Below are 14,944 nucleotides of genomic sequence, written 5' to 3'. Positions count from 1 at the left end.
TAGAGAGTAGGCCCTTAGGCTGGTGCCCGTGAGCACGCCGAACCGGGTCTACATCGCTCGACTCGCCGGAGTCGCCGTCTTCGACCCGAACGGCGACCAGGTGGGCCGCGTCCGCGACGCGGTCGCCCGAATGCGTCCGACCCAACGCCCGCCCGAGGTGGTGGGGCTGGTCGCCGAGATGCCCATGCGGCGACGCATCTTCCTCTCCATCAACCGGATCACCTCGATCGACCCGGACGCCGTGGTGCTCGGCAGCGGCACGCTCAACCTGCGCCGGTTCGAGAAACGACCGAACGAACTGCTGGTGCTCCAGGAACTGCTCGACCGGCGGGTCCAGCTCGAGAGCGGGCAGGCCGGCTCGGTGGTGGACGTGGCCATGGAGCACAGCCGGGGCGGGGAGTGGGCGCTGACCCGGGTCGCCGTCCGCGAGCAGACCAGCCGGCTCACCCGCCGCGGTCACCTGCACCAGGTCGAGTGGGACCGGGTCCGCGGCCTCGGCGTCGTGGGCGACAACCGGGGTACGGCCAACCTGCTCGCCGTGCTGGAGGACATGCGCCCGGCCGACCTGGCCAACGCGCTCCAGGACCTGCCCGACGCCCGGCGCAACGAGGTGGCCGCCGCGCTCGACGACGAGCGTCTCGCCGACGTGCTCAGCGAGCTGCCCGAGCGCGACCAGGTGGAGATCCTGGCTGCCCTGGACCGGGAACGGGCCGCCGACGTGCTGGAGGAGATGGACCCGGACGACGCCGCCGACCTGCTCAACGAGCTGCCCCCGCCGGAGCAGGACGTGCTGCTCGACCTGATGGAGCCGAACGAGGCCGACCCGGTGCGCCAACTGCTGCGCTACGCCTCGGGCACCGCCGGCAGCGTGATGACCTCCGAGCCGGTGATCCTGCCCCCGGACGCCACCGTCGCCGAGGCCCTGGCCCGGATCCGGGAGGTGCAGCTCTCGCCCGCCGTGGCGGCGCAGGTCTTCGTGACCCGCGCGCCGTTGACCACGCCGACCGGGCGTTACCTGGGTATGGTGCACTTCCAGCGGTTGCTCCGCGAGCCTCCGGCCGACCTGCTCGGCGGCATCGTGGTCAACGACATCGACCCGCTCCGGACGTCCACCCCGCTGACCGAGATCACCCGCCGGATGGCCACCTACGACATGGTGGGCATGCCGGTGGTGGACCGGAGCAACCGGCTGGTCGGCGCCGTCACGGTGGACGACGTGCTGGACCATTCCCTGCCGCGCGACTGGCGGGACCGGGACGCGGCACCGACCCCGTCCGCCACCGACGACGGGACCGTGGACGATGAGTGAGCAGCGACGCGGCGAGCGGCTCGACCAGCCGCGCGCCCCCCGGGGCCTGCACCTGCCCCGGATCGACGCGGATTCCTTCGGCCGTTGGGCCGAGGGCATCGCGCGGGGCATGGGCACGGCCAACTTCCTGGTCTACATGACGCTGATCCTGGCCGCCTGGTTCCTGTGGAACACGCTCGCCCCGGCGCACCTGCGGTTCGACCCGTACACGTTCACGTTCCTGACCCTGGTGCTCTCCCTCCAGGCCTCGTACGCCGCCCCGCTGATCCTGCTCGCGCAGAACCGGCAGGCGGACCGGGACCGGGTCTCGCTGGACGAGGACCGGCGGCGGGCCACCATGCAGAAGGCCGACACGGAGTACCTGGCCCGGGAGATCGCCGCGCTGCGGATCGCGATGGGGGACGTGGCGACCCGGGACTTCCTCCGCTCCGAGCTGACCCGGCTGGCCGAGGAGCTGGACGAGGCGGCCGAGCGGCGGCGCAAGCTGGAACGGCGGCAGCACGAGCGGGGACAGCAGGACCGCGGACAGCAGGACCGCGGACAGCAGGACCGAGGGGCGCGGCGACCGCCCGGTGGGCGCCCGCTCGACGAGCCCCGCGACGAGCTCGACGGTGACCACGCCCACGACGCCCGGCACCAGAGCCCGACGTAGCATTACGGGCATGTCAGCACCCGTCAGCACCGTCTCCGACGCGATCCAGGCCGCGCTGGCCACCGTCAACGACCCGGAGATCCGCCGGCCGATCACCGAACTCGGCATGGTCCGCTCCGCGGAGCGGGACGACGACGGCGTGGTGCGGGTGGAGCTGCTGCTCACCGTGGCCGGCTGCCCGCTGAAGGACAAGCTGCGTACCGACATCACCGCCGCGGTCGGGGCGGTGCCCGGGGTGAGCCACGTCGAGATCATCTTCGGGGTGATGAGCCCGGAGCAGCGCCAGGAGTTGCAGTCGAAGCTGCGCGGCGGCGGCACCGCCGAGCCGGTGATCCCGTTCGCCCAGCCCGGCTCGCGGACCCGCGTCTACGCGGTGGCCAGCGGCAAGGGCGGCGTCGGCAAGTCCAGCGTCACGGTCAACCTGGCTGCCGCGTTGGCCGCCCGTGGTCTGTCGGTCGGCGTGGTGGACGCCGACATCTACGGCCACTCGGTGCCCCGCATGCTCGGCGCCGACGGCGCGCCGACCCGGGTCGAGGACATGATCATGCCGCCGCAGTCGCACGGCGTGAAGGTCATCTCGATCGGCATGTTCACCCCCGGCAACGCGGCGGTGGTCTGGCGCGGCCCGATGCTGCACCGCGCGCTCCAGCAGTTCCTCGCCGACGTCTACTGGGGTGACCTGGACGTCCTCCTGCTCGACCTGCCGCCGGGCACCGGCGACATCGCGATCTCGGTGGCCCAGCTGCTGCCGAACGCGGAGATCCTGGTGGTCACCACGCCGCAGGCAGCCGCCGCCGAGGTGGCGGAGCGGGCCGGTGCCATCGCGTTGCAGACCCACCAGCGGGTGGTCGGTGTGATCGAGAACATGTCCTGGCTCGAACTGCCGGACGGTTCCCGGATGGAGGTCTTCGGCGCCGGCGGTGGCGCGGCGGTGGCCGAGTCGCTGACCCGGACCATCGGCGCGCAGGTGCCGGTGCTGGGGCAGATCCCGATGGACACCCGGGTTCGCGAGGGCGGCGACGCCGGCCAGCCGATCGTGCTGACCCAGCCGGACGCGCCAGCCGCGAAGGCCATGTTCGAGGTGGCCGACCGGCTCGCCGTGCGCCGCGAGTCCCTGCTCGGCAAGCCGCTCGGCCTCAAGCCCGCCGGCCGCTGACCCACGTCCCCTCACCCCCTCCCCCGCGGATCCCGTGGGGGACGGGGTCAGGTGGCGTCGTCGTAGGACGGACGCGGGGTCGGGGTGGCGGGGGTGGCGGTGGGGGTCGCCACCGCCGGGCGGGGGGTGGGGGTCCGCAGGTCCGCCGCCTTGGCCACGTCCTTCAGCTCGTCGTGCACGCCGGTGACGTCCGAGCGCAGGTTGTCGTACATGCTCTGCAACGGCTTCCGGATCGCCTGCTCATCGTCCTCGCTGAGCAGGTGCTTGCGGATGAACGCCTTCGGGTGCAGGTCCTCCAGTTGGATGTCGGTCCCCAGCTCGCGGCTCAGGTCTCCGGTCGCGTTCCGCGCCATGTTCCGCAGGTTGCGCACCATCCGCAGGCCGTCGTTGATCACGTTGGGCAGCCGGTCCCCGAAGATCAACAGTGCCAGGAGCAGCAGGGCGCCGATCTCCCACCAGTTCAGGTTCTCGAACACTCCGGCCTCCTCGTCCGTCAGGGCAAGACTACGCACGGAAGGCGGCCCGGCGGGAGGGGGTCACCGGTCCTCACTTGGCGTCCGCGGCGAGCGTCACCGAGGTGTTCTGCCGGGCCGACCCGCGCCGGTACTCCACCGTCACCACCGAACCCGGCGCGTACTTGCGCACCAACGCCACCAGGTCGGTCGGGTCGGTCATCGGGTGCTTGTCCAGCCGGAGCACCACGTCCCCGGTACGCATCCCGGCCGCCGCCGCCGGGCCGGCCGGCTCGACGGCGTTGAGCCGCACCCCGCCGCCGGTGGCGCCGGTGCCGCCCACCGAGGCGCCGATCACCGTACGCCGGGCCTTGCCGGTGCCGATGATCTCCTCGGTGACGCGCTTGGCCTGGTTGATCGGGATGGCGAAGGCGAGCCCGATGTTGCCGGCCTCCTGCCCGTCGGCCACCAGCGACTTGATCGTCGAGTTCACGCCGACCACCCGGCCCGCCCCGTCCACCAGCGGGCCGCCGGAGTTGCCGTGGTTGACCGCGGCGTCGGTCTGGATCGCCGCGTAGTAGCGGGTCGGCCCGCCCGGCTCGCCCGCCTGCATGGTGCGGTCCAGCGCGCTGACGATGCCGGCGGTGACGGTGTTGGCAAGCGACAGCGGCGAACCCATGGCGAGCACCGGGTCCCCCACCGCGAGCGCGTCCGAGTCGCCGAACTGCACCGGCGTCAGCCCGCCGCGGGTGACCTTGATGACCGCGATGTCCGACTCCGGGTCCTGCCCGACCACGGTGCCGGCGGCGGTGCTGCCGTCGTTGAACACCACCGTGGCCCTGCCCGGGCCGTCCGCGACCACGTGGTCGTTGGTGACGATGTGCCCGTCGGTGCTCACCACGAAGCCGGAGCCCTCGCTGGTGCCGCCGAGACTGGCCACCCGGATGGTGACCACGCTGGGCAGCACCCGCTCGGCGACCCCGGCCAGCGACTCCGGCTTGCGCTGGGCGAGCGCCGGAGCCTGCCCGGCCTGCGCGCCCAGCGTCGGCACGGCGCCGCCACCCAGGAAGGCGTAGGTCAGCGCGCTGCCCAGTGAGCCGGCCAGCAGCGCGGTGATCAGCGAGATCAACACCACCTGACGCAGCCCCGGCCGGGTCGGCGCGTCCGGGTCGGTGACCGGCTCCGGCTCACCCGCCCCGGTGGGCGCGGTGGCCGGGACCACCACGGCCGCGGGCGCGTACGGGTCCCGCCACGGGTCGGCCAGCGCGTCGGACCACCAGGGCGACGTCGTGCCACCCCCGGCGCTCGGCGGTGGCTGCCCGGGCACCGGCCCTCCCGCCGGTGCGCCCGAGCCGCCGGGCCGGCGCCAGTCCCAGCCGTCGGTCACGTCCGTGCCTCCCACATTCGTCCCGCGCGCCCCGCGCCGACGCCGGCGGAGCCGGACGATCGAGACGCGCGGGACCCATCCAGGATTGCACGGATGCCCCGGGTGGAGTCAGGGGTTGCCGCCCGTGATCGCCCGAGGGCCGACTCGCGGCTGCGCGCATACCGGCTCGCCTCTACGCTCACAGTGCCAACCGACCCCTCGCACCAGCCCCGCCCCCCAGGAGGTGCCCCATCGCCACGGTCGCCGGTCCCGGCGGTTCGACGGCCCAGGCGTTGCAGTTCGCCGAGTCGTACGTCACCGAGGACATCGTGCTGCGCACGGCCCGCGCCCTCGCCCACGAGGTGGGTGTGGAGGCGGTGACGTCCGGTGCCGGTGCCGCGCTGCGCCTGCTCGCCGCCGCCGGCAACGCCCGCGCGGTGGTGGAGATCGGCACCGGTACCGGGGTCAGCGGCGTGTGGCTGCTGCGCGGTATGCGCCCCGACGGCGTGCTCACTACGATCGACGTGGAGGTGGAATACCAGCGCATCGCCCGGCGGCTGTTCCAGGAGGCGGGCTTCCCGTCAGGGCGTACCCGGATCATCACCGGTCGGGCGCTCGACGTGCTGCCGCGTCTCGCGGACGGTGTCTACGACCTGGTCTTCGCGGACGCGCCGGGGCCCGGCTTCGCGGCGTACGTGGACGCGGCGCTGCGGCTGCTGCGCCCCGGCGGGGTGCTCGCGCTCAACGGCGCGCTGGCCGCCGGCCGGATCGGTGACCCGGCCGCGCGGGACATGGAGACGGTGACGGTGCGGGAGACCATCAAGGCGATCCGCGAGTCGGAGCACTGGGTGCCCGCGCTGCTGCCGGTCGGCCACGGGCTGCTCGCCGCCGTGAAGAGCTGACGCCGCCCGCTCAGCCCAGCGTCGCCAGCCAGCGCAGCAACCCGCGTACGCCCCAGCCGGTGGCGCCCCTGGTCAGCTCGCCGTGCACGTCGTCGGACCAGGACGGGGCGGACATGTCCAGGTGCGCCCAGCGGTCCCGCAGGTCGCCGGTGAACTCGCGGAGGAAGAGCGCGGCCACCACCGAACCGGCGCCCCGGGCCGGGGAGCTGTGCAGGTCGGCGACGTCGCTGGCCAGGTATTCCAGGTAGTCGTCGGCGAGCGGCATCCGCCAGGCCCGCTCGCCGGCCGCGCTGATCGCGGCCAGCAGGTCGGTGGCCAGGTCGTCGTTCTCGGCGTAGAGCGCGGCGTGCCGCTTGCCCAGGGCGACCGCGTTCGCCCCGGTCAGGGTGGCCAGGTCGACGAGCAGGTCGGGCTTCAGCTCCCGGACCGCGTACGCCATCGCGTCGGCGAGCACCAGCCGCCCCTCGGCGTCGGAGTTGGTGCTCTCGCTGGTCAGCCCGCCGTAGTGCCGGATCACGTCGCCGGGGCGGAACGCGGAGCCGCTGACCATGTTCTCGGCCAGCGGGGCCAGCGTGGTGATCCGGACCGGCAGGCGCAGCGCGGCGGCGCCCAGCGTGGCGGCGACCACGGCGGCAGCGCCGGCCATGTCCTTGCGCATCAGCTTCATGGCCGGCACCGGCTTGATCGAGATGCCGCCGGTGTCGAACGTGATGCCCTTGCCCACCAGCACCACGTGGGTACGCGCGCCGGCCGGCCGCCAGTCCAGTTCGACCAGGCGCGGCCCCTGGACGGAGCCGCCGCCGACGGCCAGGATGCCGCCGAAGCCCTCGGCCGACAGCTCCTCCGGGCCACGCACGCGCAGGTGCAGGTCGGGGCGGTCGGCGGCGGCGCCGGCCACCTGGTCGGCGAACCACGCCGGGTGCTTGGTGGAGGACGGGGCGTTGGTCAGGTCGCGGGCCAGCCGGGTCATCTCGGCGGTGACCCGGGCCGCGGCCAGCGTGTCGGCGAGCGCGTCCGGGTCGGCCACCAGCACGTCCACCCGGGCCAGCGCGGGTCGCGCGCCGGCCTCGGTGAGCCGGAACCGGTAGGAGCCGAGCAGCAGCCCTTCGGCCAGGCCGCGCAGCACCGCCTCGGACCCGCCCGGAACCGAAATCGTGATCTGTGTCTCATCCTTGCCGGCACGGGCCAGCGCGGCCCCGGCGGAGCGCCAGCCCGCCTCGTCGCCGTCGCCGACACCGAGCAGCCAGAGCCGGCTCGGGACCGCACCGGGACGCAGATGTTCGCGGATCTCGCCGGCCGCGCCGGTGAGGCGGGCGGCGGGCAGCAGCGCGGTCGCGGCGGCCCGGACGTCGTCATCGGGCCCGACGGCGGTCGGGACCAACGTCGGCGGGGCGTCCGGCCCACCGGGACGGACGGGCAGGACGAGGGCGTCGGGTCGCGTGGACCCGCTCACCAGGCGAATGGCCAGCACGCTGGACCGTACCTCCGAAAACGCTCTAAGCGGGACGGGTTGCCGCTTACCGGCCGAGGAAGGCCCTGAGCCACCGGGCAAGCCGGTGGCTCAGGGTAGGACGAACCGTCCGCGCGGTGGGACACCACGCGGCCTGCTCCTCGAATCAGCCGGCGGCCGCCTTCAGCGCGTCACCCAGCGCGGTGGCCTCGTCGGGAGTCATCTCGACGACGAGCCGGCCACCACCCTCCAGCGGGACCCGCATGACGATGCCCCGGCCCTCCTTGGTGACTTCCAGCGGACCGTCGCCCGTCCGCGGCTTCATCGCCGCCATGTTGTCTCCCCTCAGACCTACGCCAGGGTCGGTGGGTTGCCCCACAGCCACTTCGCCATCGCACCCGCAACAGTCGCGGAGGCGTCGACCAACGATTTTCCCTGATGAACACCGCCGGACCCAAACCGAAGCAGCATTGATGTAACAGCATCTAGCTTATCTTGGGTAGGCCTGTCACAATGTGCGGTCATGCAGGCACGGTCGGCACTCTTCGACCTGTACGGCGACCACCTCCGCGTCCGGGGTGGCCGTGCACCGGTCGCCGCCCTGGTCAAGCTGCTGGCGCCGCTCGGGATCGCCCCACCGGCGGTACGCACCGCGGTGTCCCGGATGGTCCGTCAGGGCTGGCTGGAACCACTCCGGCTCGCCTCCGGACCGGGATATTCGATCACCCCGAAAGCGGGTCGTCGACTCGACGAGGCGGCCTCCCGGATCTACCGGACCGGTCGGCACAGTTGGGACGGACGGTTCGATCTTCTCGTCCTCACGACGCCTGCCTCCCGCCGGGACCGGCAGCGGCTCGCCGCCAACCTCACCTTCCTCGGCTACGGCACGCTCGACGACTGCACCTGGGTAGCCACCCGCCCCGGCGAGGACGTCGACCTGCTGCTCGCCGAGGCGGGCGTGCGCTTCGAACGGTTCACCGCCGCGCACGCCGCCGGCACCCCGGGCGCCATGGGCGTGGTCCGGCGGGCCTGGGACCTGGTCGAGATCGGCCGGGCGTACGAACGCTTCGTCGCCGAACAGAAGCCGCTGCTGTCCGGCGTCACGGTCCGCAGCAGCGACGAGGAGGCGTACGCGGCCCGGTTCCGGCTCGTGCACGCGTGGCGTACCTTCCTGTTCCGGGACCCGCAGTTGCCCCCGGCGCTGCTCCCCGAGCGCTGGCCGGGCACCAGCGCGGCCGGGTTCTTCGACCGGCACGCGGCCCGGCTCCGGCCGGCCGCCGACCGGTACGTCGAGCAGTGCCTCGACGCCAGCCACCGCCTCGCCCGACAGAAGGGTCGTTAGAAACGTGACCGAGCCGCTGCTCGTCGACCGCACCGACGCCGTCGTCACCCTGACGCTGAACCGCCCGACGGCGATGAACTCGCTCGACGTGGCGCTCAAGGAGGCGCTCCGGGAGACGCTGGCCGAGTTGGAGACCGACCGCTCCTGCCGGGCGGTCGTGCTGGCCGGCGCGGGCGGCTCGTTCAGCGCCGGGCAGGACCTGCGGGAGCACGTGCAGACGCTGGAGTCGGCGGACGCCGACCCGCTCGCCACCGTGCGGGCGCACTACAACCCGATCGCCGCCCGGCTGGCCAACCTGCCCAAGCCGGTGGTCGCCGCGGTGCGTGGGATGGCCGCCGGGGCCGGCGCCTCGCTGGCGTTCCTGGCCGACTTCCGCATCGGCGGCCCGAAGACGCGGTTCCTGATGGCGTTCGCCGGGGTCGGGCTCGCCGCCGACACCGGGGCCTCCTGGACGCTGCCCCGGCTGGTCGGCCACGCCAAGGCGGTCGAGCTGCTCATGCTCGCCGAGCCGGTGGGGGCCGAGGACGCCTGCCGGCTGGGCCTGCTCACCCGGTTGGTGGACGACGACGAGCAGGTGCTCCCGGCCGCGCAGGAGCTGGCCGTCCGGCTCGCCGCCGGCCCGACCGTCGCGTACGGGGCGATCAAGCGTCAGCTCTCCATCGCCGACGCCGGCACGCTCGCCGACGCGCTGGCCGCCGAGGCGCAGGCGCAGGCCATCTGCGGCGGCACCGCCGACCACCGGGCCGCCACGATGGCGTTCGTCAACAAGCAGAAGCCGGTCTTCGAGGGACGCTGAGGCTCAGTCGTCCTCCTCCGGGTCCTGGTTGGCCTCGACACCGAGCACGAACGCCTGCATGGCCAGCTCGTCGCCGGCCGGCGAGACGAACGCCGGCAACTCACGCGGGCCCAGCTCCTGCACGTAGGACCAGAAGATCCGGACCGCCTCGGCCCGCGTGGCCGCCTCGATCGGCAGGTCGAGGCTGACCAGCCAGGTGCGCCGGGCCGGCGGCGGACCGAGCCGGTCGGCCAGCGCCCGCCAGCGCGCCGGGTCGAGCGCGACGACCGGGCCGTCCGGGGCCGGGCCGTCGACCGGCACCGGCTCGTCGAGCGCCCGCCGGGTGTACGTCACCACGAGCGCGCCGGCCACCGCGTCGGACTGGGGGTCGTCCGGATCCTCCCGGCCCCCGGCACCGGCCCGCGTCACCCGGCCGAGCGCCACCAGCCGCAGCGGCTCCTCGACCAGCACCGCCACCCGGTCACCCGGGCGCGGCCGGGCCGCACCCGGCAACCCGGTCAGCTCCAGCACGTCGTGGTGCACCAACCGCTCGGCCTGGTAGCGCTCGGCGGGCAGCAGCACCGCCCAGGCGCCCGGCGTGGTGTCGGCGTCGGTCGTCCCACTCGTCCGTGGCTCGGTGTCGGTCATGCCCCAATCCCATCACGCCGCGTCGTCACACCCCGGCCCGGTCACCACCGGCGTGGCATCCGGCGAGGTGATCGTTCACCATGCCGGTGGCCTGCATCAACGCGTAGGCGGTGGTCGGGCCGACGAAGCGGAAGCCGCGCTTCTTGAGCGCCTTGGCCATCGCGGTGGACTCCGGGGTGAGCGCCGGCACGGAGGCGAACGAGCGGGGGCGCGCCGGTCGGGGCGGGGGCGCGAACGACCAGAGCAACGCGGAGAGCCCCTCGGGCAGCTCCAGCGCGGCGCGGGCGTTGGCGATCGCCGCCTCGATCTTGGCCCGGTTGCGGACGATCCCGGCGTCGGCCAGCAGCCGGGCCGTCTCGGCCTCGCCGTAGCCGGCGACCGACTCGATCCGGAACCCGTCGAAGGCGAGCCGGAACGCCGGCCGCTTGCGCAGGATGGTCAGCCAGGACAGGCCGGACTGGAACGCCTCCAGGGTGAGCCGCTCGTAGAGCGCGTCGTCGCCGCGCAGCGGCCGACCCCACTCCTCGTCGTGGTAGGCGGCGTAGTCGGGGGTGCTCGCCCCCCAGGCGCAACGGGGCAGCCCGTCCGGGCCGGTCACCAGGTCAGTCACGCCGCACAGGGTAGTGCGACCCACCGACTCCGCCGGCACGCCACGGTCAGGGCAGGCGGCCCTGCTCAACCAGCCGGGCGAACCTCTTCAGCGCCTGGGTCAGGCCGAACTTCGAGCCGGGCCAGAGCACCGGCCAGGCCACCCGGCCCGCCGTCCCGCCCGGCAGGTGGAACCACTCGTGCCAGACCACCTGGGTGCGCTCCCGGTCCATCGGGGTGCACCGCAGCACGCCGGGGCCGCGCAGCAGCTTGCCGCAGTGCACCACGCCGACCTCGTACGGCGCGTCGACGCGCACCACCCGCATCTCGTCGCGGAGCACTGCCGGGCCGACCGCGGTGACCGCCTCGACCAGGCTGCCCTCGCCGCCGTCGCCCTCGACCACCCGGACCCTGGTGAACGGGATCCAGTCCGACTGCCGTTCCCACGCGGTCAGCGCCGCGAAGACGCGCTCCGCCGGCGCGTCGACGATCACCGTGGCGGTGACCTCGGCGGCACCCGGCTGGGCCGCCTCGGCGAAGCCTGCGGACCCCTCCGCGCCGGTCACGCCGGCTCCGAGCGGGCCACCGGCCCACGGGCCCGGTCGGCCACGTCGCTGTCGTCCGCGCTCGCGCCGGCCGGCCCGGCGGTGAGCCCACCGGCCGGGGACGTGGTGTCCTCGACCGCGGCGGCGGCCGGCGCCTCCGCCACGCCCGCCTCGGCCGGCGGAGCGGTCTGCGGCTCAGGCGTCGACAGGTCGATGGTCACCGGACCGGCGCCCGACGGGTCGAGGGCCGACTCGTCGCCGCCGGTCCCGGCCCCGGCAACGACGGCCTCCTCGCGCGCCCGGCGCAACGCGTCGGCCTCTTCGGTCCGCCCCTCCCGCAGTGCGGTGTTCTCGGCCTCCAGCACGCCGATCAGCTCGGACTTGTAGCCGATGTCGTAGGCGGCCCGCCGGAGCGCCACGTCGACCTGGGCCATCCGGTAACCGCGCAGCGCGGTGTCGAACCGGACCCCGGTCACGTCCGACTCGTCGAGCGGGCGCCCGCCCGGCAGCGGCACGGCCCGGCCGTCCGGCTCGGCCGGCACCAGCCCCGGATCCCGCCCGGAGACGAGCACCGTCACTCCGAACACCACTGCCGCGACGGTCAGCGCGACGACCAAGAGGAGCAGAACCTCACCCATGGAGAGATCGTGGCATGCGGGCCCGGATCGGGCGAGCCCTCCACGGCCTCCGGTCCGCAAAACCCGCGCTCCCGGCGTGGTGGAGGTTCGTTCCCGACCGCCGCCCGCCTTCCACATTCCAGGAAACGCGAAGATCTTGGTACGTAGGTGCCCCGGAAGGGGCCGTTTCGTACCAAGATCTCGGGGCGGTGGCGGGTGGCACCGCGGGGACATGCGAAGGTGCGACGGTCGGCGCGGGGACGAGGAGGCGGGGATGACCGGGATGTTGCGGCTCGGTGGACGGGCCTTCGCCCCGGGTGAGCTGGTGGTGATGGCGATCGTGAACCGCACCCCGGACTCGTTCTTCGACCGGGGCGCCACGTTCGCCCGGGACAGCGCGCTGCGGGCGGTCGAGCGGGCGGTGACCGAGGGCGCGGAGATCATCGACATCGGCGGGGTGAAGGCCGGGCCCGGCGACGAGGTGGACGTGGCCGAGGAGATCCGCCGCACGGTGGACACCATCGCCGCGGTCCGGGCCGCCTTTCCCGACGTGGTCGTCTCGATCGACACCTGGCGGGCGGAGGTGGCGGTGGAGGCGGTCGCGGCCGGCGCGGACCTGCTCAACGACACCTGGTCGGGGGCGGACCCGGCACTGGCCCGGGTCGCCGCGGCGACCGGCGCCGGCCTGGTCTGCTCGCACGCCGGTGGGCTGGCCCCGCGTACCCGGCCGCACCGGGCGGCCTTCGACGACGTGGTGACCGACGTGCTCGACACCGTCACCGGGCTGGCGGAACGCGCGGTCGGGCTGGGGGTACGCCGGGACGGCATCCTGATCGACCCGGCGCACGACTTCGGCAAGAACACCCGGCACTCGCTGGAGATCACCCGGCGGCTGGCCGAGCTGACCGACACCGGTTGGCCGCTGCTGGTGGCGCTGTCGAACAAGGACTTCATCGGCGAGACGCTGGACCTGCCGGTGCCGGAACGGCTGGAGGGGACGCTCGCCGCCACCGCGGTCTCGGCCTGGCTCGGCGCCCGGGTGTTCCGCGCCCACCAGGTCCGCCCGACCCGTCGGGTACTCGACATGGTGGCGTCGATCCGGGGGGACCGGCCGCCGGCGGCGACCCGACGCGGGCTGGCCTAGGGGTCAGGTCCAGCGCAGCACGCCGCGCCGCCAGGCATAGAGGATGCCGAGCGCCACGATCGCCACGAAGACACCCATCTCCACCACCGTGGTCGCCCCGAAGCCGGGCCGGTCGAAGACCAGCGCCCACGGGAAGAGGAACACCGCCTCCACCGCGAACAGGACATAGAGGTACGCGTAGACGTAGTAGCGGATCTGCATCTGGGCCCAGTCGCCGCCGACCGGGTCGAGCCCGCACTCGTACGTGGCCCGCTTGCCCCATGGCTCCGCCGGTCGGGCCGGACGTAACATCCGGTTCGCCGAGAACGCCGTCAGGAAGAAGAGCACGGCGGCGAGCAGCAGTAGACCGAGCGTGGCGTACGAGCCGAGGTATCCGGTCACGACCCGGAGCGTACCGGTCCCGTCGAGACGTCTCGGACACGTTACGAATTCGTTTCCTGGCGGGACTAGTGCCGGAGGGCAACCGTCCCCGAATAATGAGACCTCGTTGACACGTCCCCGGAGGACAGATGACCCGCCCCCGCGTCCGGCCTGCCCGCCGGGTCACGCCTCGCCGTACCCTCGCCCTGTTCGCGCCCGCGCTGATCGCCGCGGCCGCGGCGGTCGCCGTGGTGGCGCCGGGATGGGCAGCGGTCACCCCCGCCGCCGCGGCCGGGGTGGTCCGGGCGGCCGACCCGGGGCCGCCGGGCGACCCGGGCGGCGACCCCGGCGACCCGACCGAGCCGACGCCGACCGGGGACGCGACCACCACCGCTCCGGCCCCGACCACGGCACCGCCGACGGAGGAGGCCCCGCCGCCGACCACACCCCCGCCGCCGGTCACCACCGAGCCGGCCCCGCCGCCCACCACGGCGCCGGCCCCGCCCGCCACCACCGCGCCGGCCACCACCACCGCACCGGCCCCGCCGCCGGTCGGGCCGCCCGTCAAGCCCCCGCCGCCACCGCCCACCCAGGCCGCCGGCGGGCCGTTGGGGGTGCAGGTCAGCACCGGGGACCTGGCACTGACGCCGGACTACTGGAACGCCGACAGCACGGTGGCCACGCTGCGGGTGACGGTGACCAACACCGGTGGACGCGAGGAGCAGATCAGCCTCGGCTACTCGTTGCCGGCCGGACTGGTCGACGGCGGCACGCCGGGTTGCGTCGACGCCGGGGGCGGCAACCACCGCTGCGGCGGGTGGACCGTCGCGCCCGACGCCCGGTTCAGCGCCACCATCCGGGTCCGGGTCGCCGGGGATGCCTGGCAGACCATGCCGCTGAGCGGATCGGTCCAGGTCACCGCCGTCGCGCCCGGCGTCGCCGGGGCGGCGTACGACGACGAGGGCTTCGCGGTGCTGTTCCCGCCCGGCCCGCCGGTGCCCGGCATCTCGCTCCGCGCCGACGAGGTCCTCTTCGACATCAGCGGCGCGCCGAGCACGCTCACCGTACGGCTGGGCAACACCGGCGAGGTGGACGCCGCCGGACGGGTGGAGGTGCTCCTCCCGGGAGGGGTGACGGTGAGCGACGCGGGGAACGCCTGCGCCCCGGTGGCCCCGGACCGGACCCGGTGCGAACTGGGCACGCTGCCGGCCGGCCGGACCGCGACGCTGCGCCTGCCGGTGACCGCGTCGGCGGAGGCCCAGCGCATGGCCCCGCTCGCCGGCGCGGTGATCGGCCGGTTGGACCCGCGCAGCGGGCGGGACCGACAGGTGCAGATGAGCTTCCGGATCAGCGCGGCGGCGGCACAGTCCACGCCGGTGGCGGGGGCGCCCGCGCCCACGGGTTCTCAGGGAGTGCTGACTGCGTCCGAGCGGTCCGATTCCGGCGACGGCCCGGCCCGAGGGATCGCCATTGCCTTGATCATCATGTCGGCGTTGCTCGTCGTTTTCGCGTTGACGCTGGCCACGCGCTCGCTGCGACGCCGCAGCGACATCACCGTGCCGGAGCCGACCACGGAGCGGTGAGCCGCGCGGCGCGGTGATCTGGATTACGGTCGGCGGTACTAACCGTCCCTAATCG

17 protein-coding genes are annotated in these 14,944 nt (G+C 74.2%); 8 read left to right on the top strand and 9 right to left on the bottom strand.

What is annotated here, in order from left to right; all coding sequences use genetic code 11:
* Positions 1–28 precede the first annotated feature (28 nt).
* The 3 genes from ACZ6O5_RS11135 to ACZ6O5_RS11125 are packed head-to-tail and all read left to right on the top strand — an operon-like array spanning position 29 to position 3,117.
* On the top strand, positions 29–1,309 hold the full coding sequence (locus tag ACZ6O5_RS11135; protein ID WP_405092283.1) for a magnesium transporter MgtE N-terminal domain-containing protein: 1,281 nt from the start codon (positions 29–31) through the stop codon (positions 1,307–1,309).
* Positions 1,302–1,961 carry a DUF1003 domain-containing protein gene (locus tag ACZ6O5_RS11130; RefSeq protein WP_465976271.1) on the top strand — a complete coding sequence of 220 codons (660 nt, stop codon included), beginning with the start codon at positions 1,302–1,304 and terminating at the stop codon, positions 1,959–1,961. The genes ACZ6O5_RS11135 and ACZ6O5_RS11130 overlap by 8 nt, the downstream gene beginning before the upstream one ends.
* Positions 1,962–1,971: 10 nt before the next feature.
* Positions 1,972–3,117: a P-loop NTPase gene (locus ACZ6O5_RS11125; protein WP_343443645.1), complete on the top strand. Its 1,146-nt coding sequence runs from the start codon at positions 1,972–1,974 to the stop codon at positions 3,115–3,117.
* Positions 3,118–3,164: 47 nt separating this feature from the next.
* Here ACZ6O5_RS11125 and ACZ6O5_RS11120 read toward each other — a convergent pair whose 3' ends face one another.
* Positions 3,165–3,593, bottom strand: a complete 429-nt coding sequence (locus ACZ6O5_RS11120; protein WP_431935705.1) for a twin-arginine translocase TatA/TatE family subunit — start codon at positions 3,591–3,593, stop codon at positions 3,165–3,167.
* 70 nt (positions 3,594–3,663) lie between these two features.
* Positions 3,664–4,971 carry a S1C family serine protease gene (locus ACZ6O5_RS11115; RefSeq protein WP_465976268.1) on the bottom strand — a complete coding sequence of 436 codons (1,308 nt, stop codon included), beginning with the start codon at positions 4,969–4,971 and terminating at the stop codon, positions 3,664–3,666.
* Between the two features lie 257 nt (positions 4,972–5,228).
* On the opposite strand from ACZ6O5_RS11115, the gene ACZ6O5_RS11110 reads away from it, so the two are divergent.
* Positions 5,229–5,837 carry an O-methyltransferase gene (locus ACZ6O5_RS11110; RefSeq protein ID WP_281943139.1) on the top strand — a complete coding sequence of 203 codons (609 nt, stop codon included), beginning with the start codon at positions 5,229–5,231 and terminating at the stop codon, positions 5,835–5,837.
* 10 nt (positions 5,838–5,847) lie between these two features.
* On the opposite strand, the gene ACZ6O5_RS11105 is transcribed toward ACZ6O5_RS11110, so the two are convergent.
* Positions 5,848–7,308: a leucyl aminopeptidase family protein gene (locus tag ACZ6O5_RS11105; protein WP_465976265.1), complete on the bottom strand. Its 1,461-nt coding sequence runs from the start codon at positions 7,306–7,308 to the stop codon at positions 5,848–5,850.
* A gap of 145 nt (positions 7,309–7,453) precedes the next feature.
* Positions 7,454–7,621: a DUF3117 domain-containing protein gene (locus ACZ6O5_RS11100; RefSeq protein WP_013283866.1), complete on the bottom strand. Its 168-nt coding sequence runs from the start codon at positions 7,619–7,621 to the stop codon at positions 7,454–7,456.
* 189 nt (positions 7,622–7,810) lie between these two features.
* Here ACZ6O5_RS11100 and ACZ6O5_RS11095 point away from each other — a divergent pair, with 189 nt between their 5' ends.
* Entirely contained in the window at positions 7,811–8,629 is an 819-nt protein-coding gene (locus tag ACZ6O5_RS11095) for a PaaX family transcriptional regulator (RefSeq protein WP_465976263.1), read from the top strand.
* A 4-nt stretch (positions 8,630–8,633) separates the two neighbouring features.
* Positions 8,634–9,425: an enoyl-CoA hydratase/isomerase family protein gene (locus tag ACZ6O5_RS11090; RefSeq protein WP_107154891.1), complete on the top strand. Its 792-nt coding sequence runs from the start codon at positions 8,634–8,636 to the stop codon at positions 9,423–9,425.
* A 3-nt stretch (positions 9,426–9,428) separates the two neighbouring features.
* Here ACZ6O5_RS11090 and ACZ6O5_RS11085 read toward each other — a convergent pair whose 3' ends face one another.
* The 4 genes from ACZ6O5_RS11085 to ACZ6O5_RS11070 are packed head-to-tail and all read right to left on the bottom strand — an operon-like array spanning position 9,429 to position 11,823.
* Complete coding sequence (locus ACZ6O5_RS11085; RefSeq protein WP_396772762.1) at positions 9,429–10,052, bottom strand: hypothetical protein; 624 nt, start codon at positions 10,050–10,052, stop codon at positions 9,429–9,431.
* A 25-nt stretch (positions 10,053–10,077) separates the two neighbouring features.
* The gene (locus ACZ6O5_RS11080; RefSeq protein WP_465976261.1) at positions 10,078–10,662 is read right to left on the bottom strand and encodes a DNA-3-methyladenine glycosylase I; all 585 of its coding nucleotides are present in this window, start codon (positions 10,660–10,662) and stop codon (positions 10,078–10,080) included.
* A gap of 46 nt (positions 10,663–10,708) precedes the next feature.
* On the bottom strand, positions 10,709–11,206 hold the full coding sequence (locus ACZ6O5_RS11075) for an SRPBCC family protein (RefSeq protein WP_396772760.1): 498 nt from the start codon (positions 11,204–11,206) through the stop codon (positions 10,709–10,711).
* Positions 11,203–11,823, bottom strand: a complete 621-nt coding sequence (locus tag ACZ6O5_RS11070) for a DivIVA domain-containing protein (RefSeq protein WP_465976259.1) — start codon at positions 11,821–11,823, stop codon at positions 11,203–11,205. Before ACZ6O5_RS11070 ends, ACZ6O5_RS11075 begins: the two co-directional genes overlap by 4 nt.
* 253 nt (positions 11,824–12,076) lie before the next feature.
* Here ACZ6O5_RS11070 and folP point away from each other — a divergent pair, with 253 nt between their 5' ends.
* On the top strand, positions 12,077–12,946 hold the full coding sequence (gene folP / locus ACZ6O5_RS11065; protein WP_281943157.1) for a dihydropteroate synthase: 870 nt from the start codon (positions 12,077–12,079) through the stop codon (positions 12,944–12,946).
* 3 nt (positions 12,947–12,949) lie between these two features.
* Here folP and ndhC read toward each other — a convergent pair whose 3' ends face one another.
* On the bottom strand, positions 12,950–13,327 hold the full coding sequence (gene ndhC, locus ACZ6O5_RS11060; RefSeq protein ID WP_405092275.1) for an NADH-quinone oxidoreductase subunit A: 378 nt from the start codon (positions 13,325–13,327) through the stop codon (positions 12,950–12,952).
* A 128-nt stretch (positions 13,328–13,455) separates the two neighbouring features.
* On the opposite strand from ndhC, the gene ACZ6O5_RS11055 reads away from it, so the two are divergent.
* Positions 13,456–14,889 carry a hypothetical protein gene (locus tag ACZ6O5_RS11055; protein WP_465976257.1) on the top strand — a complete coding sequence of 478 codons (1,434 nt, stop codon included), beginning with the start codon at positions 13,456–13,458 and terminating at the stop codon, positions 14,887–14,889.
* Positions 14,890–14,944: the final 55 nt, after the last annotated feature.

This window comes from Micromonospora sp. NPDC049201, from assembly GCF_055586805.1.
Note: the sequence above shows the minus strand (reverse complement) of the source record. Positions and strands in the feature narration are given on the sequence as shown.

Excerpts from the sequence above, each read along its gene's own strand:
- ACZ6O5_RS11130 (WP_465976271.1), top strand. The coding sequence starts at position 1,302 with ATGAGTGAGCAGCGACGCGGCGAGCGGCTCGACCAGCCGCGCGCCCCC.
- ACZ6O5_RS11125 (WP_343443645.1), top strand. The coding sequence starts at position 1,972 with ATGTCAGCACCCGTCAGCACCGTCTCCGACGCGATCCAGGCCGCGCTG.
- ACZ6O5_RS11100 (WP_013283866.1), bottom strand. The coding sequence starts at position 7,621 with ATGGCGGCGATGAAGCCGCGGACGGGCGACGGTCCGCTGGAAGTCACC.
- ACZ6O5_RS11095 (WP_465976263.1), top strand. The coding sequence starts at position 7,811 with ATGCAGGCACGGTCGGCACTCTTCGACCTGTACGGCGACCACCTCCGC.
- ACZ6O5_RS11085 (WP_396772762.1), bottom strand. The coding sequence starts at position 10,052 with ATGACCGACACCGAGCCACGGACGAGTGGGACGACCGACGCCGACACC.
- ACZ6O5_RS11070 (WP_465976259.1), bottom strand. The coding sequence starts at position 11,823 with ATGGGTGAGGTTCTGCTCCTCTTGGTCGTCGCGCTGACCGTCGCGGCA.
- folP (WP_281943157.1), top strand. The coding sequence starts at position 12,077 with ATGACCGGGATGTTGCGGCTCGGTGGACGGGCCTTCGCCCCGGGTGAG.
- ACZ6O5_RS11055 (WP_465976257.1), top strand. The coding sequence starts at position 13,456 with ATGACCCGCCCCCGCGTCCGGCCTGCCCGCCGGGTCACGCCTCGCCGT.